The sequence below is a fragment of the Parvibaculum sp. genome (assembly GCF_049651025.1).
GTDB lineage: Bacteria > Pseudomonadota > Alphaproteobacteria > Parvibaculales > Parvibaculaceae > Parvibaculum.
Window position 1 is genome coordinate 42,413 of sequence record NZ_JBASBH010000101.1, and the last position, 21,579, is coordinate 63,991.

20 protein-coding genes are annotated in these 21,579 nt (G+C 60.8%); 10 read left to right on the top strand and 10 right to left on the bottom strand.

The annotated features are described in order from the left end of the window. Nucleotides 1–11 precede the first annotated feature (11 nt). Nucleotides 12–1,343 (top strand): OmpP1/FadL family transporter, encoded by a 1,332-nt coding sequence (locus WA943_RS13100; protein WP_424470327.1) that lies wholly within the window; start codon nt 12–14, stop codon nt 1,341–1,343. 5 nt (nt 1,344–1,348) lie between these two features. On the opposite strand, the gene WA943_RS13105 is transcribed toward WA943_RS13100, so the two are convergent. The 3 genes from WA943_RS13105 to WA943_RS13115 all read right to left on the bottom strand — a co-directional run bounded on the left by WA943_RS13105 (nt 1,349) and on the right by WA943_RS13115 (nt 3,902). Continuing rightward, nucleotides 1,349–1,942, bottom strand: a complete 594-nt coding sequence (locus WA943_RS13105) for a VOC family protein (protein ID WP_424470328.1) — start codon at nt 1,940–1,942, stop codon at nt 1,349–1,351. A 74-nt stretch (nt 1,943–2,016) separates the two neighbouring features. Next, on the bottom strand, nt 2,017–2,775 hold the full coding sequence (locus WA943_RS13110) for a histidine phosphatase family protein (RefSeq protein ID WP_424470329.1): 759 nt from the start codon (nt 2,773–2,775) through the stop codon (nt 2,017–2,019). Continuing rightward, nucleotides 2,772–3,902 carry a CaiB/BaiF CoA transferase family protein gene (locus WA943_RS13115; protein WP_424470330.1) on the bottom strand — a complete coding sequence of 377 codons (1,131 nt, stop codon included), beginning with the start codon at nt 3,900–3,902 and terminating at the stop codon, nt 2,772–2,774. Before WA943_RS13115 ends, WA943_RS13110 begins: the two co-directional genes overlap by 4 nt. 140 nt (nt 3,903–4,042) lie before the next feature. Between WA943_RS13115 and WA943_RS13120 the strand changes: the two genes are divergently transcribed. Then, complete coding sequence (locus WA943_RS13120) at nt 4,043–5,599, top strand: acyl-CoA synthetase (RefSeq protein WP_424470331.1); 1,557 nt, start codon at nt 4,043–4,045, stop codon at nt 5,597–5,599. Here the strand turns inward: WA943_RS13120 and WA943_RS13125 are convergent. Together WA943_RS13125 and WA943_RS13130 are read right to left on the bottom strand one after the other, a co-directional pair. Next, a complete protein-coding gene (locus tag WA943_RS13125) occupies nt 5,590–5,802 on the bottom strand; it encodes a hypothetical protein (protein ID WP_424470332.1) in 213 nt (70 codons plus the stop codon). The two genes, WA943_RS13120 and WA943_RS13125, sit on opposite strands and share 10 nt — an antisense overlap. A gap of 136 nt (nt 5,803–5,938) precedes the next feature. Then, nucleotides 5,939–6,718 carry an SDR family NAD(P)-dependent oxidoreductase gene (locus tag WA943_RS13130; protein ID WP_424470333.1) on the bottom strand — a complete coding sequence of 260 codons (780 nt, stop codon included), beginning with the start codon at nt 6,716–6,718 and terminating at the stop codon, nt 5,939–5,941. A 149-nt stretch (nt 6,719–6,867) separates the two neighbouring features. Between WA943_RS13130 and WA943_RS13135 the strand changes: the two genes are divergently transcribed. Then, nucleotides 6,868–7,524 carry a DsbA family oxidoreductase gene (locus WA943_RS13135; RefSeq protein WP_424470334.1) on the top strand — a complete coding sequence of 219 codons (657 nt, stop codon included), beginning with the start codon at nt 6,868–6,870 and terminating at the stop codon, nt 7,522–7,524. Between the two features lie 3 nt (nt 7,525–7,527). Here the strand turns inward: WA943_RS13135 and mfd are convergent, their stop codons facing one another. Both mfd and WA943_RS13145 read right to left on the bottom strand, forming a co-directional pair. Next, a complete protein-coding gene (gene mfd / locus WA943_RS13140; RefSeq protein ID WP_424470335.1) occupies nt 7,528–11,046 on the bottom strand; it encodes a transcription-repair coupling factor in 3,519 nt (1,172 codons plus the stop codon). Next, the gene (locus WA943_RS13145; protein WP_424470336.1) at nt 11,028–11,330 is read right to left on the bottom strand and encodes a succinate dehydrogenase assembly factor 2; all 303 of its coding nucleotides are present in this window, start codon (nt 11,328–11,330) and stop codon (nt 11,028–11,030) included. Before WA943_RS13145 ends, mfd begins: the two co-directional genes overlap by 19 nt. A 102-nt stretch (nt 11,331–11,432) precedes the next feature. Between WA943_RS13145 and WA943_RS13150 the strand changes: the two genes are divergently transcribed. Continuing rightward, nucleotides 11,433–12,314: an alpha/beta fold hydrolase gene (locus WA943_RS13150; RefSeq protein ID WP_424470337.1), complete on the top strand. Its 882-nt coding sequence runs from the start codon at nt 11,433–11,435 to the stop codon at nt 12,312–12,314. A gap of 8 nt (nt 12,315–12,322) precedes the next feature. Continuing rightward, nucleotides 12,323–14,407: an ATP-dependent DNA helicase RecG gene (gene recG / locus WA943_RS13155; RefSeq protein ID WP_424470338.1), complete on the top strand. Its 2,085-nt coding sequence runs from the start codon at nt 12,323–12,325 to the stop codon at nt 14,405–14,407. Here recG and WA943_RS13160 read toward each other — a convergent pair. After that, nucleotides 14,404–15,099 carry a DUF502 domain-containing protein gene (locus WA943_RS13160; RefSeq protein ID WP_424470339.1) on the bottom strand — a complete coding sequence of 232 codons (696 nt, stop codon included), beginning with the start codon at nt 15,097–15,099 and terminating at the stop codon, nt 14,404–14,406. The genes recG and WA943_RS13160 overlap by 4 nt on opposite strands. Before the next feature lie 194 nt (nt 15,100–15,293). Here WA943_RS13160 and WA943_RS13165 point away from each other — a divergent pair, with 194 nt between their 5' ends. The 5 genes from WA943_RS13165 to WA943_RS13185 all read left to right on the top strand — a co-directional run bounded on the left by WA943_RS13165 (nt 15,294) and on the right by WA943_RS13185 (nt 19,200). Continuing rightward, nucleotides 15,294–16,328: a DUF7064 domain-containing protein gene (locus WA943_RS13165; RefSeq protein WP_424470340.1), complete on the top strand. Its 1,035-nt coding sequence runs from the start codon at nt 15,294–15,296 to the stop codon at nt 16,326–16,328. Nucleotide 16,329: 1 nt separating this feature from the next. Further along, complete coding sequence (locus WA943_RS13170; RefSeq protein ID WP_424470341.1) at nt 16,330–17,337, top strand: phosphotransferase family protein; 1,008 nt, start codon at nt 16,330–16,332, stop codon at nt 17,335–17,337. 4 nt (nt 17,338–17,341) lie between these two features. Further along, nucleotides 17,342–17,728 (top strand): DUF6285 domain-containing protein, encoded by a 387-nt coding sequence (locus tag WA943_RS13175; protein WP_424470342.1) that lies wholly within the window; start codon nt 17,342–17,344, stop codon nt 17,726–17,728. Further along, nucleotides 17,725–18,531 carry an enoyl-CoA hydratase/isomerase family protein gene (locus WA943_RS13180; protein WP_424470343.1) on the top strand — a complete coding sequence of 269 codons (807 nt, stop codon included), beginning with the start codon at nt 17,725–17,727 and terminating at the stop codon, nt 18,529–18,531. The genes WA943_RS13175 and WA943_RS13180 overlap by 4 nt, the downstream gene beginning before the upstream one ends. Before the next feature lie 138 nt (nt 18,532–18,669). Then, the gene (locus WA943_RS13185; protein ID WP_424470344.1) at nt 18,670–19,200 is read left to right on the top strand and encodes a PAS domain-containing protein; all 531 of its coding nucleotides are present in this window, start codon (nt 18,670–18,672) and stop codon (nt 19,198–19,200) included. Here WA943_RS13185 and WA943_RS13190 read toward each other — a convergent pair. Both WA943_RS13190 and WA943_RS13195 read right to left on the bottom strand, forming a co-directional pair. Next, nucleotides 19,115–20,176 (bottom strand): hypothetical protein, encoded by a 1,062-nt coding sequence (locus tag WA943_RS13190; RefSeq protein WP_424470345.1) that lies wholly within the window; start codon nt 20,174–20,176, stop codon nt 19,115–19,117. The two genes, WA943_RS13185 and WA943_RS13190, sit on opposite strands and share 86 nt — an antisense overlap. Nucleotides 20,177–20,182: 6 nt before the next feature. Continuing rightward, nucleotides 20,183–21,579: MBOAT family O-acyltransferase (locus tag WA943_RS13195; protein ID WP_424470346.1), on the bottom strand; the 1,397-nt coding region annotated here is incomplete at its 5' end.

Consider the following 21,579-nt stretch of genomic DNA (forward strand, 5'->3'; position numbering starts at 1 on the left):
AGAGCTCACCCATGCGTTATTGGAAAATCATGGCTGCCGCAGGCGTAAGTGCAATCTTACCGCTTGGGCAAACGGCTTTTGCTGCCGGCTTTGCCGTTCACGAACAATCCACATCATCACAAGGAAATGCCTATGCGGGAGTTGCCGCAGGTGGCGAAGACATTTCCTCCAGTTACTTCAATCCCGCGACGCTGACGCTGTTTCCCGGCATGCATGTCGTCGGCGATTTTTCTGTCGTCCTCGGGCAGGCCGATTTCTCGCCGCAAAGCGCCTCGACGATACTCGGCACGCCCATCACCGGCGGCGATGGCGGCAACCTTATCAAGACCGGCTATGTCCCCGCCTTTTCCGGATCGTGGGAATTCACGCCTGACTGGTTCCTCGGCCTCTCCGTCAATTCGCCCTTTGGTTTTGAGACGCAGGCGGATGCGGACTTCATTGGCCGCTATCACGGCTTCGGCTCGCGCGTGAGGTCCGTGGAGATCAGCCCGCAGATTGCGTGGAAGGCTGCGGACTGGATTTCATTCGGCGCCGGTTTTCGCGCCATGTATATCGACGCGCGGCTTTCGAGCTTTATCGATATAGGCACGGCAAGTGGCGGCGCTCTTGCTCCTCCAGGCACCTCCGCTGCTGATAGCCTGATTTCGGTCAAGGGCGATGACTGGGCATATGGCTATACGCTAGGCGTTCTGCTGACGCCCCGCCCCGATACGCGTATCGGCATTGGCTATCGCTCGAAGATGGATGTGGACCTCAGGGGCGCGGCCGATTTCACGCTGAGCCCGCAGGGACAGATTCTGTCTGGCATTTCAGGACAGTTGGTCGATACGGGTGCGCGCGCGCCAATCTCATTGCCGGAAACGATCACTCTGGGTGTCGATTACGACCTCACGCCACAATGGACGCTGGGGGCGGAAGCCGACTGGACGCATTGGAGCCGGTTCGATCAGATCCAGATCATCTTCGACAATCCGTCGCAGAAGACCGATGTGACGCGAGAGGACTGGAAGAACAGTTGGTTCCTGTCGCTTGGCGCCACCTATCGCCCGACCGATCAATGGACGCTGCGAGCAGGCGTTGCTTATGACGAGGGCGTTATTCCGAGTGCCGCAACGCGTGGTCCCCGCATTCCGGACTCTGATCGCTATTGGGCATCTCTCGGTGCCGGCTACAAGCTCACCGATGCGACCACGATCAACGCTGCGTATACGCATGTATTTGCTCCGGATACGACGATCGCGCAAACGACCGCCGACCCGAACAATCAGTTACGCGGGAATTTGACAGGCCGTGTATCGGCTTCTGCCGATATCGTCAGCCTTGGTTTTGCGATGGCGTTCTAGGTTGCCTAATCGGCTGCCTTGAACACGCTCAGTTTTGCTTCCTTGATCGCCCGCGTTTTCTCGCTCCAGGCCTTCATGATGACATCCGCGCGCGACGCTTCGTCCGCGAGGATTTCATCATGCCTGGCGTCTTTCAGGGTGATTTCGCAGGAAAGACCATTTGGATCAAAGAAGTAGATCGAGTGGCAGAAGTGATGGTTGATCGGGCCGAAGACCGGTACCTTCGCTTCACCAAGTCGCTTTATGAATGCGTCTTGCTCATCCTTCGTCTCAACTTCGAAGGCGAAGTGATAGTCCTCGATTCCGTCCTTCATTCTGAAGACATCATCGGAAGCGCTTGTAGGCTCATCGAAAAATGCGATGAAGTTGCCGTCGCCCATCTCGAAGAAGAGGTGCATGTAAGGCCGGTCGCGGCCACCGGGATCCTTGTCGAAGGCAAGCGCCGCCGACTGCTTCAGGCCGAGGAGATCGACGTAGAATTTACGCGTCTCTTCCGCGTCCCGGCAGCGATAGGCGATGTGATGCATGCCTTTAATTTTCGGCGCTGCAGTCTTCGTCTCGTTGATGTGGTCAACCGTCCCGAGAAACTGATTGCTCATTCCATCTCCTCCCAGAGTCTGAATGGCTATCGTTTAATGCTACGCCCGGCTGCGGCTTTTGACTAGACCCCGGTCTATCGCGGCGTCTTGGCAAAAATCGCTTCGAGGCTCGTCATGTTCATTCCGTGTTTGACGTAATTATACGGGGTGACGTTGACGGCCTTGATGATGGCGCGCTGAATTTCGGTGCCGGGGCTGCCGTCTTCGCGGGGGACCATATCGAAGTCGATGAGGTTGATGCAGGCCGGGTCCTGTTCGAAAGCCTGCACGGCACGGAGCCCGCTCGCCTTGGCGCCGAGTGCCGCCCAGCCGAGAAGAACCCGGTTGATGCCTTCATGGGCCGCGATGAGCATCGTGTGCCAGTCGGGCTCGGCCAGAAGTCTGGTGATGACGCCGACGGCGCGGCGCTCCGCATCGGCAAAGACCTCGCCGCCTTTAAGCATGGTTGCGCCCGGCTCGCCTGCCACTTCGAAATGGAAGGCCATCTGGGCCGCTATTTCAGCTCGGCTCTTGATGTTGTGAAAAGAACCGCCGTGGATTTCGACGAGGTCGCCCTGAATTTCCAGAACCGGGCGCTGGTCTGCCGGTTGCGCATCGAGCACATGCGTCGCCGTCTGGAAGGTGCGCGGCACGCCCGAGCAGACGGCGCGGTCGAAGCGCACATGAGCGAGCGCCAGACCGGCGGCCCTTGCCTGATCCTGACCGAGCGGGGTCAGCGGCACCACTTTGGTGTCGCCGCCCGCCGCCTGGATTTCCTTGCCGAAATAATCGACATGGCCGTGGCGCATCAAATAGATGCGCCGCCGACCTGTCGTGCCTGGAAGAACGGTCAAATTGCTTCCGCCTTCTTCAAGCTCTCGATCTGGCTGCCGCTGAAGCCGAAGCCTTTCAGCACATCGTCCGTCTGTCCGCCGACCTGCGGGATCGGGCCCTGAATTTTCGATTCAGTGCGCGAGAAGCGCGGAGCGACGTTCGGCTGCGCCACGCCGTCGATCTCGACGATGGTCTGGCGATCCTTATTGTGCTGGTGATCCTTGGCTTCCGTGATGGAGAGGACCGGCGCGAAGCAGATATCCGTGCCTTCCATGATCGCGCACCATTCGTCGCGGGTCTTCGTCTTGAAGATACCCTCGATCTTCTTCTTCATTTCCGGCCACTTTGAGCCGTCCATCTGGTGATCCCAGATTTCTTCGGTCAGACCGGCCTTCTCGCGCAGGAGCGCATAGAATTGCGGCTCGATCGAACCGATCGAAATCCACTTGCCGTCTTTCGTCTCATAGGTGTCGTAGAAATGCGTGCCGCCATCGAGCAGGTTGGTGCCATGCGGCTCTTTCCACATGCCCGACGCCGTGAAGCCATAGAACATGGTCATCAGCGACGTCGCGCCATCCGTCATAGCCGCGTCGACAACCTGGCCCTTGCCGGACTTGTTCGCTTCGACCAGCGCGGCGAGCATGCCCATTGCGAGATAAAGCGCGCCGCCGCCGAAGTCGCCGACGAGGTTGAGCGGCGGAACGGGCTTTTCACCCGGGCGGCCAATGGCGTGAAGCGCACCGGTCAGCGAGATGTAGTTGATGTCATGGCCTGCGGCCTGCGCCAGCATGCCGGTTTGTCCCCAGCCGGTCATGCGGCCGTAGACCAGCTTCGGGTTGCGCTTCAGCGCAACGTCCGGCCCGAGGCCGAGGCGTTCCATCACGCCGGGGCGGAAACCTTCCTGCAGGATGTCGGCGCCTTCGATCAGCTTCAGACAAGCCTCGATCGCTTCGGGCTTCTTCAGGTCCAGCGCAATCGACTTCTTGCCGCGGCTGGAAATGTCGAACTTGGAGCCGCCGCGCGATCCCTTGCGGTCGATGCGGATAACTTCGGCGCCCATATCGGCAAGCAGCATGCCGCAAAATGGTCCTGGCCCGATGCCTGCGAATTCCAGAACTTTAACGCCTGACAGCGGCCCGCTTCCCATGTCGCACTCCCTTGATTTGCTCGTTGTTGACGTTCGTTTTAGCCTCTGTCGCGCGGGGCGTAAACGGTGCCGCCGATGACGCAGCGTCGGCCTCAGCCTGCCCCCTTGTCTCCGCATGGTTCGGACCGTAGAAACACCCAATGTCGTCCCCAACCCAAAAAATCACTCATGGCTATAGCGGTGAGTTGCCGCCAGCGCGCTTCAACATGGCGCGCTATTGCCTTGCCGCATATGCCGCGTCGACGCCCGACAAGGTTGCGCTGATCGTCGTGTCCCATGCCGATGCGCCGCTCAACGAGGCGGAGCGTTGGACCTATGGCGCGCTGGACGATGCCGTTCGTCGTATCGCTGCGGGGTTGCTTGGCGAGGGCTTCAAGCCCGGCGAGCGGCTGATGATCCGCATGCCCAATACGAGCGACTATGCCTTGCTCTTCTTTGGCGCGATTGCGGCAGGCATGGTGCCGCTGCCGTCATCGTCTCAGCTCACCGATAACGAGGCCGCATTTCTGCTTAGCGATTCAGGCGCGTCTGCGGTCGCCGTTTCCGGTGGCATGGCGATTGATGCGGGGAATGCGCGCGTCATTAACGACGCGATGCTTGCAAGGCTGAAGGCACATGCCCCGCTCGCCGACTATGCGGACACGGACGCGAACGATCCCGCGTTTCTCGTTTACACATCTGGCACAAGCGGAAGCCCCAAGGGCGTGTTGCATGCGCAGCGCAGCGCCTGGGGGCGCCGTCCCATGTATCAAGGCTGGTACGGCATAAGCGCGGCCGACACGGTGCTGCATGCAGGCGCTTTCAACTGGACCTATACGCTTGGCGTCGGCCTGACCGACCCGTGGGCGAATGGCGCGACGACCGTGCTCTACAATGGCGAGAAGGATGTGCAGGTCTGGCCGAAGCTGCTGGAGCGCACTCAGGCAACGCTATTTGCCGCCGTGCCGACGCTCTATCGCCAGATCCTGAAATATTGCGATCTGGGCGGGCATGACCTGTCGGCGCTGCGGCACGGGCTTACGGCAGGGGAAGCCTTGTCGGCCGCCTTGCTCGACCATTGGCGCGAGGCGACGGGCAAGCTGCTTTATGAAGCGCTCGGCATGAGCGAATGCTCGACATACATCTCGACCGGACCCGGCATGGAAATCCGCGTCGGTAGTCCGGGGAAACCGCAGCCGGGGCGCTGCGTCGTCGCTTTGCCGCTCGACGGCGGGACGGACCCCTTGCCCGCTGGCGAGACGGGGATGCTTGCCGTTCATCGCAGCGATCCGGGCTTGATGCTCGGCTATTGGCGCAGGGCGGATGAAGAGCAGGAGGTCTATCGCGGCGACTGGTTCATCGGCGGCGACCTCGCCTCCTTCGATGCCGATGGTTATCTCTGGTATCACGGCCGGGCCGACGATGTGATGAACGCCATGGGTTATCGCGTCTCACCGCAGGAGGTCGAGGCAGCGCTATCGCAGCACCCCGCGATTGCGGAGGTCGCCGTAACCGAAATTCACGTTCGGGAAGATGTGAGCGTCATCGCGGCTTTTGTCATTTTGAAGGATGGCCAGAACGCGGACAAAAAATCCGTTCTCGACTTCGCGGATAGTCGGCTTGCTGCTTACAAGCGGCCGCGCGAGGTCTTTTTCGTCGACACTCTGCCGCGCACCGCAAACGGCAAGATCACGCGGCGCGCGCTTGCTCAGCGATAGGCGGCAGGTTCGGCTGGCTCTTGAATCGGCACGACATTTCGCACGGGGCGCATCGCGTCATACGCCTGGCTGGCTGTGGCCTGCATTTCCTGTACTTGCTCCAGGCGCGTCCACAACGCCGAAAAGGCAGCGCCAGGTGTCGCGCCGAGAGCCCATACGCAAACCAGAAAACCGAAAATCGCGCCGACAGCGAAGTTGGTCATAGCTCACACCTACACAACAAGCACCCAACCCCCTTTGCTTAATCTGGGCTCTGCGGTTGCCTGTTGCAAGTGCTTGTTTCTATTGTGTTAACCAGTGTGTCGAAACGGAACGAAAAAGCGGCCATTCGCCTCGAAACTAGAGCGACTGACCGTCATCCGCGGTGAAGAGCGAACCCGTGATAAAGCGCGAATGGTCGGATGCGAGCAGCAGCAAGGTGCCGTCGAGATCGGATTCGACGCCAAGGCGGCGGCGCGGCCAGGTCTTGATCTGCTTTTGTCCGCCTTCGGATTGAAACCACTCGGAATTGAGTTCCGTTTCGATGAAGCCGGGGCACATGGCGTTGACGTTGATCTGCTTGCGGGCCCATTCCTTGGCCAGCGATTTCGTCATCATGGCGACCGCCGCCTTCGTCATGCAGTAGATGGTGAGGCCGGGAAGCTGCGTGAAGGCGCCGATGGAGGCGATATTGATGATCCGTCCGCCCTCGCCGCGCGCGATCATCCGGTTGCCGACTGCCTGCGCCATGAAGAATGCGCCGCGCACATTGGTGTCGAACATGGTGTCGTAGCCCTCCGGCGTGACCTCATGCGGGAGCGCCTGCACGTTCATTCCGGCGTTGTTGACGAGAATGCCGACAGGGCCAAGGCCCTGCTCCGCCGCCTTGACGCAAGCCTTGATGCTGGCAGGATCGGTCACGTCCAACGCGATCGGGAGCGCCTTGCCGCCCATGGCTTCGATTTCAGCCTTCAGAGTGTCCAGCCGGTCGACGCGCCGTCCGGTGATCGCGACGGCCGCGCCTGCCTTTGCGAGCAGGAGCGCAAAACGACGGCCAAGACCGCTGGTCGCCCCGGTGACGAGCGCTACTTTGCCGGTAAGATCAAATGACGGAAGGGAAATATCGGCGGCGTCGGTCATGTTCTATCCTGTTGCTTCCATGCAGCACTGATGCGCGGACCGCATCCTAGGCACGAAGAACCTCCGGTCAAGCCGCCGCGCCCGCTTGGCGGCAAGTAGCGACAAGCGCATAATCCGACGCAACGGCAATTTGAAGATGGAGCCCTGCCATGCAACTCGATGTGGTGTCCGACACGGTTTGTCCCTGGTGTTACATCGGCAAGAAACGCCTCGACGAGGCACTTGCCTTGCGCGGTTCGGATGGCATCACGCTTCACTGGCGGCCGTTTCAGCTTGATGCGTCGATCCCGCCAGAGGGTGTCGATCGCAAGGCCTATATGAAGAAGAAATTCGGCTCCGACCCGGATCGCACCAAAGCCGTTTCTCAGTCGATCCGCGAATATGGCGATGCGCTCGGCATCCAGTTCAACTTCGACAAGATCGAACGTTCGCCCAATACGCTCGACAGCCACCGCCTGATCCGCTGGGCGGGAACGGCGGGCTGCCAGAACGAGATGGTCGATATTCTTTTCCGTCGCTACTTCACCGACGCTGAAGATATCGGTCAGCGTGCCGTCCTGCTCGATGCGGCAGCGGAAGCCGGCATGGATACGGATATCGTTGAAGACCTTCTCGTGCGCGGTGCCGATAGCGAACTCATTACGCGCGAGGATGCGCATGCGCGCTCGCTCGGCATTCAGGGCGTTCCGAGTTTCGTCATCAACGAGAAATGGGTGATGGTCGGCGCGCAGGAAACGGCGTCGCTCATCCGTATGTTCGACAAGTTGCTGGCGAAGGAAGCCGAAGAAGCAAGCGCCGCGCAGTAGGGGTTACGCCGCCTTTGCGGGGGCGGCCATTGTCGCCAGCGTCTTCATCAGGCGATAGGTGCCTGCGAGACGCTCGGCGGGCGTTTCCAGATCGCGCTTGAAGAACAGCTTGTGGTCAGGCCTGAGCTTTGCGTTGCCGCGCTCGTCGTTGATGAGTTCGACCAGTGCTGCGGGGTTTGAGAATGTGTTGCCGCGCAAGGTGATGACGATGCCTTTCGGGCCAGCGTCGATCTTCTCGACATTGGCCGTGCGGCAGAGGCCCTTGATCTCGATGATCCGCAGCAGGAATTCGACTTCCTCTGGCAGCTTGCCGAAGCGGTCAATGAGTTCTGCGGCAAAGCCGTCGATTTCCGTGCGTGTTTCGACATCCGACAGGCGGCGATAAAGCGCCATGCGTGCGTCGAGGTCGGGCACGAATTCTTCAGGAATGAGGACGGGCGTGCCGACATTGATCTGCGGCGACCATTGGCCTTCCTCGTCTTCGCCCGCGCCGCCGCCGCGCAGGGCCGCGACTGCCTCTTCCAGCATGTCCTGATAAAGCTCGAAGCCGACTTCCTTGATGTGGCCGGATTGCTCGTCGCCAAGCAGATTGCCCGCGCCGCGAATGTCGAGGTCGTGGCTTGCCAGCGTGAAGCCGGCGCCGAGCGAGTCCAGCGATTGCAGCACATGCAGGCGCTTCTCGGCGGTCGGCGTCATCATCCGGTTTGGCGGTACGGTGAAGTAGGCATAGGCGCGCGCCTTGGAACGCCCCACTCGTCCGCGCAACTGATAAAGCTGCGACAGGCCGAACATGTCGGCGCGGTGAATGACGAGCGTATTGGCGGTCGGAATATCGAGGCCGGATTCGACAATGGTCGTCGAGACGAGCACGTCATATTTGCCGTCATAAAAGGCCGTCATCTTGTCTTCGATTTCACCGGGAGCCATCTGCCCGTGCGCGGTGACGGTTTTCACCTCGGGCACATGATTGGCGAGGAATTCCTGCGCTTCAGCAAGATCGGAGATGCGCGGGACGACATAGAAGCTCTGCCCGCCGCGATAATGCTCGCGCAGAAGGGCTTCGCGCAGGACGACCGCGTCAAAGGGCGAGACATAGGTGCGCACGGCGAGGCGGTCCACAGGCGGTGTGGCGATGATCGACAATTCGCGCACACCGGACAGGGCAAGCTGCAAGGTGCGCGGGATCGGCGTCGCCGTCAGCGTCAGCACATGCACTTCGGCCCGCATCTGCTTCAGACGTTCCTTGTGGCCGACGCCGAAATGCTGCTCCTCATCGACGATCATCAGGCCGAGGTTGTGGAACTTTATCGCCTTGCCGAGAAGCGCATGCGTGCCGATCACAATGTCGATATCGCCTTTGGCGAGGCCTTCCTTCGTTTCGGCCATGTCCTTGGCAGAGACGAGGCGCGACATCTGGCGCACCTTCAGCGGCAACCCCTGAAAGCGCGTGAAGAAGGTCTTGTAGTGCTGGCGCGCGAGCAGCGTCGTCGGAACGACGACAGCGACCTGATAGCCCGCCATTGCCGCCACGAAAGCCGAACGCAATGCGACTTCCGTTTTGCCAAAGCCCACATCGCCGCAAACGAGGCGATCCATCGGGCGTCCGCGTCCGAGGTCTTCGAGAACGGCTTCGATCGCCTGTTCCTGATCGTCCGTTTCGGTGAAGGGGAAGCGCGCGCAGAATTCATCATAGAGGCCCGCTTGCGGCTCCATGACAGGCGCTTTTTTCAGCTCGCGTGCGGCGGCGATCTTGATCAGCTCGCCAGCCATCTCGCGGATACGGCTCTTCAGGCGGGCCTTGCGCGCCTGCCAGCCCGAGCCGCCGAGCCGGTCGAGCTGCGCGCCTGCCTCGTCCGAGCCGTAGCGCGAAAGAAGCTCGATATTTTCAACGGGCAGATAGAGCTTGTCGCCACCCTGATAGATGAGCAGCAGGCAGTCATGCGGCGCGCCCATGACGTCGATGGTCTGCAACCCGTCGAAACGGCCAATGCCGTGATCGACATGGACGACGAGATCGCCGGGCGAAAGGCTCGACGCTTCGGTGAGGAAGTTTGCCGCGCGCTTGGTGCGCCGCTGGCGGACGAGTCGGTCGCCCAGCACGTCCTGCTCGCCGATGACGGCAAGGTCATCGGTTTCGAAACCTGCCTCGAGGCCGAGGACGATCAGCGATACGGTGGCGCGATTGACGCTGTTTACCTGCGCCCAGCTTTCAGCCAGCGCGATATTCTTCAGGCCGTGATCGCCAAGCACATTTGACAGGCGGTCGCGGGCGCCTTCGCTCCAGCTTGCAATGGCGATGCGTTTATTGGCGCGGCGCAGGCCTGCGATGTGGCCGCCCAGCGCCTCGAAAATATTGACGCCTTCCTGCGTGCGCTCGGGCGAGAAATTGCGACCCTGCCGCGCGCCGAGATTGAGGCCATCCGGAACGCTGAAGCCTGAAAAAGCGCGCACGGTGCGGCTATGCAGCGTCTCCTGCCATTCGTCGTCGCCGATATAGAGCGCCTCCGGCTTCAGCGGCTTATAGGGGCTCGCATCGACGGCTTTCATCTGGCGGGCGCTGACGCGCGCGTCGTAATAGTCGCGGATCAATTCGAACCGCGCAGCTTTTGCCTCTTCGGCCAGACCGTCGAGCGTGACGAGTGCGTCCGGCAAATAGTCGAAGATGGTTTCGAGTTTTTCGTGAAAAAGCGGCAGCCAGTGCTCCATGCCCTGATGCTTGCGGCCCTGGCTCACGGCTTCGTAAAGCGGATCGTTATCGGTTGCCGCGCCGAAATTTGCCACATAGGAGGCGCGGAAGCGGCGGATCACCTCGGCATCGAGATAGATCTCGCTGGCTGGCACCAGCGCCACGGCGCCGAGCGTTCCGGTGGTGCGCTGACTTTCGGGATCGAATGTCCGGATCGCATCAAGCGTGTCGCCGAACATGTCGAGGCGGATCGGCGCGTCGAAGCCTGAGGGAAAAATATCGACAATGCCGCCGCGCAGGGCGAATTCGCCGCGCTCGCGCACCGTTCCCGTGCGGGCATAGCCATTGGCGACGAGATAGGTCGTCAACTGGTCGAGGTCGATCGTATTGCCGACATGAGCCGCCCAGGCAGAGGTCGCCACCTCCTCGCGCGGAGGCACGCGCTGGAGCGCAGCATTGACGGTCGCCAGCAGCACGAAGGGCTTGCCGTCGCGCTTGCGCCCTGCAAGGCGCGAAAGCGTCGCCATGCGGCGGCTTACAATGTCGGGGTTCGGCGAGACGCGGTCATAGGGCAGACAGTCCCAGGCGGGAAAGCTCGCAATCTCGATATCGGGCGCGAAGAAGGCCAGCGCCTCTTCCATGGATGCAAGCCGCGCGTCGTCGCGGGCGATGTGCAGGACGGCGTCCTCGTTTTTATCCGCACACGCCCGTGCCATATCGGCGAGCACAAGCGCGTCGAAGCCTTCCGGCACCTCGCCCAGCGTCAAGCGGCCGCGCGCGGAGGTGATTTTATCGAGTTCTCGCAAATGGGTGCCGCTCAGCTTTTGCGTTGCCAAAGCGTCCCTTCCAGATGGTTGAAAGTGCGGATGCGGTCGAGCAAGGGCGTGTCAAACTCGGGCGGCGTTTTTTCGCGCCCCGTGACCCAATTGTAAAGGCTCGTATCCTCGACCTCGATCAGCTCCTCGTATTTGTCGATCTCGGCAGGCGTCAGGGTCGGCACCACAACATCGGCGAAATGGCCGAGGATAAGGTCCATCTCCTTGATGCCCCGGTGCCAGGAGCGAAATTTGAGGCGGCGCAAGCGCGCATCGTGATCGAGGTGGGGATTGTCGTCGGCCATGGCATTCTGATCCTTTGGCAGCCGATATAGACCGCCAAGCCCGCTCTGTCAGCCCCGGCTTGATATTTCCCGCGAGAAGGCGAATGGCGATAGACTGGCCGCATGACCCAGTCTCCCTTTGCTGCCGAAACCGCGAACCGGACCTGCCCCCTGCCGGGCGGGCGAAAGCTCGGTTTTGCCGAAGGAGGCGACCCCAAGGGCGCGCCGGTTTTCTATTTCCACGGCTTTCCGGGCTCCCGGCTTGAAGCGACCCTGCTGCCTGCCTCCGGCGTCCGCCTCATCGGTGTCGACAGGCCGGGTTATGGGCTAAGCACGGCCCGGCCCTACAGGACGCTGGCTGACTGGCCGGGCGACATAGCGGCGCTGGCCGATCACCTCGGGCTGAAGCGTTTCGGCGTCGTCGGCGTCTCCGGCGGCGGGCCATATGCGGCTTCGGTCGCACACGGGCTGGGGAGCCGCGTTAATGCGCTCGCCCTTGTCTGCGGCCTCGGGCCGCCTGAAGCGCCGGGCATGACCTTCGGCGGAGATAGCAGAATTGCCACCGCGCTGCGGTTCACAGGCTCGCGCGTCTTTCTGGCGGCGCTCGGACGCCAGATCATGCTGTCCGACCGGGCGCTGGCTGCTCTGCGCGACTGGCGCATGCGGCGGATGCCGCGCGCTGGCGCAGACGCCGCCTTCCGTGACGGGCCGATGGCGCAGTTGATGGTCGCCAATTGGCGGGAAGGCTTGAAGCGTTCCTCGCTCGGCATGGCTGCTGACGCGCGCATCTATGGCCAGCCCTGGCATTTCGCGCTGAAAGACATTGCCACGCCCACGGGCATCTGGCATGGCCGGGCGGATACGATCGTGCCGATTTCCATCGGCGAATATTACGCGGCGCATGTGCCGAGCGCGGCGGCACACTTCACAGAAAATGACGGACATTTTTCAATCGTGATCAATTCGCTGGACGCCATCACGTCCTTCCTCAAATCGCGGGCTTGAGCGCAAGCATGCGGCCTGAAGTTCTCTTTCCCCTCTTCGCACCGATCAGAAGCCTGCCCGGCATCGGGCCGCGCCTTGAAAAGCTCGTCGAAAAGCTAGCCGGGCCGAAGGTTGTCGATCTTTGCTGGCATTTGCCGAGCGGGCTTGTCGACCGACGCAAGCGTCCGAAAATCGCGGACCTGCGCGATGGCGAGATCGTGACTGTCGAGGTTGTCGTCGGCTTGCATATCGCGCCGCGTCTGAAGCGGCTGCCCTATCGCGTGCATGTGCATGACGAAACCGGCGAAATGCAGATCGTATTTTTCAACCCACGTGCCGACTGGCTGACAAAGACCATGCCGGAAGGCGCGACGCGCATCTTGAGCGGCAAGGTCGAGTTCTATCAGGGCCAGCCGCAAATGACGCATCCGGATCATATTGTGAGCCCGGAAGAAATTGCGTCGCTGCCTTTGCTCGAGGCCATCTATCCGCTGACCGCAGGCGTCACGCTGAAGCCGCTTCAGAAAGCGACGAAGGCGGCGGTGGAACGCGCGCCGGAACTGCCGGAATGGCAGGACGGACCGTGGTTGAAGGCGCGTGGGTGGTTGCCCTGGCTCGCCTCGCTTCATGCCGCGCATGCGCCTGAATCCATCGACGATCTCGATCCGAATGCGGCGGCGCGTGCCCGGCTTGCCTTTGACGAATTGCTGGCCAATCAATTGGCGCTCGGTCTTGTGCGGTTGCGCATGCGTCGCTTGCCGGGCCGTGTCATCAAGGGCGATGGACATTTACGCGCGAAGGTGACGAGCGCCCTGCCCTTTGCTTTAACCATGGCGCAGACGAATGCTCTCGCCGAGATCGACGCGGATATGGGGTCTGACCATCGCATGTTGCGCTTGCTGCAGGGCGACGTCGGCAGCGGCAAAACGGTGGTGGCGTTGCTTGCCATGCTGAATGCCGTCGAAGCCGGGTTTCAGGCGGCGATGATGGCCCCGACGGAAATACTGGCACGCCAGCATTACGCCTCGCTTGCGCCGCTCTGCGAAGCGGCTGGCGTGCGCCTCGAATTGTTGAGCGGCCGCGAGAAAGGCAAGCGCCGCACGGATGTTCTGGAAGGCCTTGCTTCCGGCGCAATCGATATTCTGGTCGGTACGCATGCCGTCTTTCAGAATGACGTTGCGTTCAAGGCGCTTGGCCTTGCCGTTGTCGATGAGCAGCATCGCTTCGGCGTGCATCAGCGTTTGCAGCTACAGGCCAAGGGTGGCGCGGGCACAGATATTCTGGTGATGACGGCGACGCCGATCCCGCGCACGCTGACACTGACGGCCTATGGCGATATGGATGTCTCGCGGCTCAATGAGAAGCCGCCGGGGCGCAAGCCTGTCGACACGCGCGCTCTGCCGCTCGAGCGACTTGACGATGTTGTCGAGGCGATGCGTCGCGCATTGGCGCGCAGTGCCCAGATCTATTGGGTCTGCCCGCTTGTCGAAGAATCCGACGAAATCGACGCTGCGGCGGCGGAAGAACGCTACAAGCATCTGCATGAGATATTTGGCGATGTCGTCGGCCTCGTGCATGGGCGGATGAAGGCAGCTGAGAAAGACGCGGCCATGGCCCGGTTTGAAGCGGGCGAGACGCGCATCCTTGTTGCGACAACGGTCATTGAGGTTGGCGTTAATGTGCCGACGGCGACGGTCATGGTTATTGAACATGCCGAACGCTTTGGCCTGGCCCAGCTCCACCAGCTTCGCGGCCGCGTCGGGCGCGGCGCCGATAAATCGAGCTGTTTGCTGCTCTATCAGGCGCCGCTTGGCGAGACAGCTGCCGCGCGGATCAAGATCATGCGTGAAACCGAAGACGGTTTTCGGATTGCCGAAGAAGATTTACGGTTGCGCGGCGCTGGCGAATTGCTCGGCACGCGGCAAAGCGGGTTGCCGACTTTCCGGATCGCCGATGTTGCGGTTCATGGCGAACTTCTCGCCGCTGCCTATGACGATGCGCGCATGATCCTGGAGCGCGATCCGGAGCTTGAAAGCTCGCGCGGCAAGGCGCTTCGCGTTCTGCTTTATCTATTCGAACGAGACGAAGCGATCCGGTATCTGCGCTCCGGCTAGACGGGTTTGATTTTCTTGGGCAGCGGCTCGACTAGCCCGGCGGAAACGACGAGCTTTGCGCCCTCCTCGATTGTCATGTCGAGAATGGTCAGTTCATCGCGCGGCACGTAGAGCAGAAGGCCCGTGATCGTGTTCGGCGATGTCGGCAGGAAGACGGCGGCGAGATCCTTCCCGAGAGGTTGGCCGACGATGCTGCCGCCTTGAGAGACGACGAAGACGACCGCGTAACATCCCTTGCGCGGATATTCGATCAGTCCCACTTCGCGGAATGACGGCGTTGATGACGAGATAACCGTCTCGAAAATCTGCTTCAACGCACCGTAAATGCTGCGCACGATGGGCATGCGCTCAACCAGACGCTCTGCGAAGTTGAGAATTGCCCTACCGAAAATGTTCGCCGTGAGCGCCCCGAGAAACGTCAGCAGGACCAGCGCGATTAGCAGGCCCGTTCCATAGACGTTGAAAGGAAGATATTTCTCAGGCCGGTAGGCTTCGGGTACCAGCGGCACAAACCAGGTGTCGACGAGCTCGACGAACCAGCTTGTGACATAGATTGTCAGGACGATGGGCGCTGCGACGACGAGGCCGGTCAGGAAATAGTTGCGGAGCCGGGCCATGATGCCGGTCTTGCGCGCGGGCAGAATGACCCCTGGGACCTCGTCCGGGCCGCCGTTTTCTCCGCTCTGCGTCATGCTGGCCGATTCGTTGTTTCGTTGCGATCAACGGCCTTTGTAGCATCGACGGCGGGGTATGTCCGCATCGTCCCGACGAGCCGGTTTCCTGACGCAGGGGCCGCAAAGACCCTCAGGAGCGGGCTTTCCAGCGCCGTGCATTCGTTCCATCATAGCCGCAACAAGAACTCAGAATGATACTTAGGGAGATCATCATGGCGGCTGTACCGGCGGGCTTCAAGATCAGGCTCGATCCCCAGGACGAGTACACGCACACGCCCGATGCGGCGTTGAATTATAACGAGAGCATGTATTTCAACATGTTCGACCCGGTGAAGAAGATCGGCGGCTGGTTCCGTATCGGCAATCGTCCGAATGAGGGCTATGCCGAGATGACGACATGCCTCTATCTGCCGGATGGCCGCGTCGCCTTCATGTATGCCAAGCCGAAGATTACCGACAACAAGCAACTCGCAGCGGGCGGCATGAAGATCGAGGTGATCGAGCCCTTCAAGCGGCTTCGCGTCACCTATGACGGCAAGGCTGTCGTGTTGACGAACCCGCACGACATGGCAGAGCCGTCGAAGGCGTTCCGCAACAATCCGACGCTGACGTGCAAGGTCGAGCTCGACTATGAGGGCGTCTCGCCCATGTTCGGCGGCGAAACGGTGAAGGCGGACGGCTCGCCTCTCGATATTGATCCCGAGAAATCCTTCGCCAAGGCGCATTACGAGCAGCACGTGGCGGCAACGGGCCGCTTCACTGTCGGCGACGAGGTCTTCGAGGTTTCAGGCTTCGGCCTGCGCGACAAGAGCTGGGGCCCGCGCTATTGGCAGGCCATTCACTGGTACCGCTGGTGCCCGATGAATTTCGGTCGCGACTTCGGCATGATGCTGTCCATCGTCGCAGGCGAGCAAGGCGAGCCGCGACAGGGCGGCATGGTGCTGAAAGACGGCAAGTACGATCTCATCAAGGAAGTCTCCATCGACAGCGATTGGGATGAGAACTGGTATCAGACGGCTCTGCGCGCCCATATCAAGACGGAATCCGGCGCGACCTATGATGTCGAGGGCAAGGTGCTGTCGCTCATTCCCCTGCGCAATCGCCGTCAGGCGGCAGACGGCAGCGAACTCAATACGCGCATCACGGAAGGCATGACCGAATATCGCTGCAACGGCATGGTCGGTTATGGCCTGTCGGAATATCTCGATCAGATCGTCGACGGCAAGCCCGTGAGCGTGGGGCGCTGAGATGGGAGCCGAAGCCAATCCGATTGCCGCGCCGCTTGATGCGGCGGTGCGTCGCCACATCAAGGGTACGACGGGCATAGCCAATCTGCGGCGCCTCTCCGGCGGCGCCAGTCAGGAAACATGGTCCTTCGACGCAACGACCGAGGGGAGCCCCATTCCGCTGATCCTTCGTCGTGCGCCGGGCGGCGATCGCGCGCCGAGCGGCACGGCGGCGGGGCTTGAAACCGAGGCGCGTCTTATCGAGCTTGCCGGTGAAGTCGATGTGCCGATCCCGCCTGTTCGTCTCGTGCTGAGCGAGGCGGATGGTGTCGGGCGCGGTTTCATCATGGACCGCGTCGAGGGCGAGACCATTGCGCGCAAGATCCTGCGCGATGAGGAATTCGCGGCAGCGCGGCCGATCCTCGCGCGGCAATGCGGTGAAATCCTTGCAAAGCTTCACACCGTCGATATGGCGAAGCTCCCTCCGCTACGCACCTCGACGGCACATGCGGAAATCGATCAGTATTTCCAGACCTACAAGACGCATAACCATCCGCATCCAGTCTTCGATCTCGCTTTTCGCTGGCTCAGGGATCATGCGCCATCGGACGCGACGAAGCTGACGCTGGTTCATGGCGATTTTCGGCATGGCAATCTGATGATCGGTCCGGACGGCGTACGCGCGGTGCTCGACTGGGAACTCGCCCATATCGGCGATCCGATGGAAGACCTCGCCTGGATTTGCGTCAACTCCTGGCGCTTCGGCAATATCGACAATCCGGTCGGTGGATTCGGCAAACGCGAAGACCTGTTTGCAGGCTATGAAGCCGCAGGCGGCGGACGGGTCGATCCCGAGCGTGTGAAGTTCTGGGAAGTGCTCGGCACGCTCAAATGGGGCGTCATGTGCACGACCATGGTCATGGCCTTCAAGGCGGGCGACCGCTCCGTCGAGCGGGCGACCATCGGACGCCGCTCTTCCGAAACCGAAGTCGATCTCATGCGCCTTCTCGCACCCAGAAAGAAAGGCTGACGCCATGCAGGACCAGCCCACAGCCATCGAGCTTGTCGATATCGTTGCCGAGTTCATTCGCGTTCACGCCATGCCGCAGCTTCAGGGCCATGCCGCGTTTCACGCGCGCGTTGCAGCCAATGCGCTCGACATTGTGAAGCGTGAGCTTCAGATCGCGCCCAAGGCCAATAGCGAAGAGCATGAACGCCTGAAGGCGCTTCTCGGCCGTGACGGCTCGCTGGACGAGCTGAACCGCGATCTTTGCGCGCGGATCGAGGCAGGTGAGTTGACGCTTTCGACGCCGGGCCTTGCCGATCATCTCTGGGCAATCACCATGACGAAGCTCGCCATCGACCAGCCGGGCTACTCCGGCTATGTCCGCGCGCTTGAAGAAGAGGCGGGCACAAAATGAGCCTTGTCAGCCTGGAAATCGAAAGCGGTATTGCGACTGTTACCTTCATCAACCCGCCGCGCGGCTACATGAACGCCATGCAGGTGCAAGAGCTTGACGAGGTCGTCGATGCCGTTGCGGCTGACGATGCAGTGCGTGTCGTCGTCTTTACCGGCGGCGTGCCCGGCGTTTTCATTCGCCACTATGATGTGGCCGAAATTCTCGCCGCGGCAGATGTGATCCGGAAAAGCGGCCATGCCGACGCCGCACTGATGGAAGGCGCAAGGGCTGGCAATGCCGTCTCGAAGGTTTTCGACAAGGTGGACAGGCTTTCAAAGCCCACCATTGCCGCGATCAACGGTTTTGCTCAGGGCGGCGGCTTTGAGTTTGCGCTGTGCTGCGACTTGCGTATCGCTGAAAGCGGCGATTATCGGATCGGCCTCCCTGAAACGAATATCGGCATCTTTCCCGGCGCTGGCGGCACAGAGCGCCTGCCCCGCCTCATCGGCGAAGCGCGTGCGCTGGAGCTGATCCTGCGTGGGCGCACCGTCGGCCCTGAGGAAGCGCTGACGCTCGGCATGGTGCATGAGGTCGCGGATCGGGCGTTGCCGCGTGCGCTTGAGCTTGCAAAGGAGTTGGCTGCCAAACCGGCATCCGGACTCGCGCAAGCCAAGGCGCTTGTGAAAAATGCTACCAATCAGACGCTGGATGATGCTTGCGGCGTCGCGCGCGGGCGCTTCAGTATCTTGATTGCACGCGACGACGGCGCGGAAAGTGCCATGCGCCGTTTTATTGCAACAGGCGAAGATATCAACAAGTCCTGAGCGATCCGACAGGTTCTATCCGCGCTATTTATGCAAATGAACGCGGCGTGGTGACTTGTTGGTAAGCTTTCTTTCCTACCGTCTCCGGAAATTTGCGGGAAGCCGATCTGGCTTTTGTCGCGTAAAAAGGAGACAGGCTTGTCGTATCGTGAAATCCCGGCTGCTGATGTGCCCGAACTCCATCCGGTGGCGGGCTTTTCACAATTTTGGGCCGAGGCCAAAGGGGCGGATGCTGTTCCGCTGCGGGCGAATATCGAACCCACGAAAATTCCGGCCATCCTGCCCTGGATCCTTCTTCTGGAAGCGATCGAGGTGGATGAGATTGTACAATTTCGCTATCGCCTGACGGGCTCGGGATGCCGCGAAATATTCGGGATCGACTTTACCGGCAAACTTCTGGGAGAAGACCTGACGCCTGAAGGTGCTGATATACGGCGGCGCGAGTTCATCAGTGTGATGACAACCGGAAAGCCGATCTACTCGCAGACGGAGATTCCAATCGTCGGGCGCGAATTCATCAATGTCTATCGCGGCGTCTTTCCGGTGAGCCGCCTTGGCAAATGCATCGACCAGATTTTCATCGTCATTGCGCACGAGGCGTTGAGGCTGGTGACGGCATCGCCGATTGCGCGGACACGCCGTCCTCAAGCGCATTTGAGTAGTCTTTGAGGCGCGTCTGGTAGGCAGCGAGCGTTGCGGCATCGGACAGCGCAGTGAGATTCAGAGCCTCAATTGTGGTTCCGTCGAGCAAGGTTGCGGCGATGGTAGCGTTGACCGTTTCTGAATAATGGGTGCCGTCATAGGTGTTCGCCGGGTCGAGGGTGATCTCGGACGGAACGCTATAGTCTTCGAATTGGTCGAAAACAGTGGCCGCCTCGTTGAGCGCCTTTGTGTAGCTTTTCAGCCAACCGATCCGGGCATATTCGGCAATAGCCCAGGCAGATAGCGGCGGCGCATAGCCGACAAAGCGCGCCTCGGGGAAAATGCCGCGCAGTTCACGATACTTGTCCAGCGGCTCCCTGTTGTCGAACGGACCTGAATAGAGATCGCGAATGGGTTTGCGCGGATCGTATGGCATCGTCACGGCCACGCGGCAATGAAAGTCCCGGTCATATTCGCGGTCGATAGGCGATGAGCCAAAAAGCGTGCGCCACGACATGGCCAGCACATCGAGCGACGCATAGGCGATCAGCGGCGAAGGCGGGTTCTGCCCTTCCCTCACGAAATCAGGTGTGTTGCGCGACGACACGCTTTTGCGGAAATCTCCGGCGCTGACGCCGACAATGACGAGGCGGGGTGCGAAGCCTCTCGACTTGAGCCAGTTCGCATAGTCGACAAATTCGCCGACGACGCCCGATGAAAACGCGAAGTTGAAGCAGCGATATCCAGCGATTTTCTGCTCCGGCAACAAGGTCGCGCGGGAGTCGCCAAAGATCACACAATCAAATTCATGTTCGCGCCCCTCGATCAAGTTTGCCTTGGACAGGCGTTCATTGAACGCAAAGTTGACGGGAGCGAAGCGGTTGCCGGAAAAATACCAGAGCGGATCGACCAGAGAATTGAAGGCGAGCGCCGCGCCGACGCAAAGCACAATCGTTGCGGCGAGCATTGCTAGATAGCGCATGGATTGGGCTGGCATGGACATGTTCGCTCAAAACTGAAAATAGAGAAATTCGCTGACACGCTGCAGGCTGAGCAGCGATGCCGCCGCGCCAGCGCCCACCGCCGCAGCAAAGCCGAGACCGGGCCGCCACAGCGCCAGATTGCGCAGCGATGAGACGAGGATCGGGTCCTTGCGAAGATCGTGCGACGAGTAGTTGAAGGCCGGGCGCACACGCGCCATCCATTGTTGTGTGTTCGGCCAGAACCAGACGACGCCCATCCAGAAGGCAAGCCAGAGGAGATCGCGCGTGAGGGCCACCGGCGAGATGTCGGGCGTCCATGCGACCAGGCCCCGATAGATCGCAAAGGCCGCATCGACGTCGGTTGCGCGGAAAAATACCCAGGCCAATGCGACGCAGAGAAAGGTGATCGCCCGCGCAATGCCGCGCGACCACCAGCGATTGATCGGGCGCGTCCAGATTGCGCGCCAGCCGTGATTGAGGATCAGCATGGCGCCGTGCAGCGCGCCCCAGAAGACGAAGGTCCAGGCTGCGCCATGCCAGAGCCCTCCAATCGCCATGGTGAGGAAGAGATTGACGTAGCGCCGCGTCTTGCCCCGCCTGTTGCCGCCCAGCGCGATATAGAGGTAGTCGCGCAGAAAGCGCGACAGGGTCATATGCCAGCGCCGCCAGAAATCGGTGATGCTCGTCGCCTGATATGGTGAGTGAAAGTTCAACGGCAGCTTGATACCGAAAATGCGCGACGCGCCTATCGCCATGTCCGAATAGCCGGAAAAATCGAAATAGAGCTGGAACGTATAGGCGAGCATCCCCTCCCATGCGCGAAGGAAAAGGATTTCCTTGCCCGAGCCTGCATCGGCAAAGACCGAGCTTGCAAGCGGCGCGAGATTGTCTGCAAGCACGACTTTCTTGAAGAGGCCGATGAAGAAGATCGTCAGGCCGATGGCGAGGTTCATGCGATCGAAGCGGAAGCTCCGCTCGCGCTTCGTCTGGCTGAAGATTTCGTGGTGATGAACGATGGGCCCCGCAATCAATTGCGGGAAGAACATCACGAAGAAACAATATTCGAGAAAGCTGTGCGGCTCGACATGGCCGCGCCCTGCATCGACGAGATAGGCGATCTTCTGAAAAGTGAAAAAGGAAATCGCGAGCGGCAAGATGATGTGTTGCAACGGCCAGTCGGTGCCGGCGGTTTCATTCACGGTGCGAATGAAAAAATCCGTGTATTTGAAATAGGCAAGCGCCGCGAGATCGACTGTTACGCCGAATGTCACCAGCAGGTTCTTGTGCCCGCCGCCCGACTTTATGCGCTCATTGAGGATCAGGCGCGCAAGCAGGAAATTGAAGACAGCGAGCCCGATCAGCAGCGGCAGATAGATCGGGTTCCACCACCCATAGAAAAACAGCGAGGCGAGAACGAGAAAGC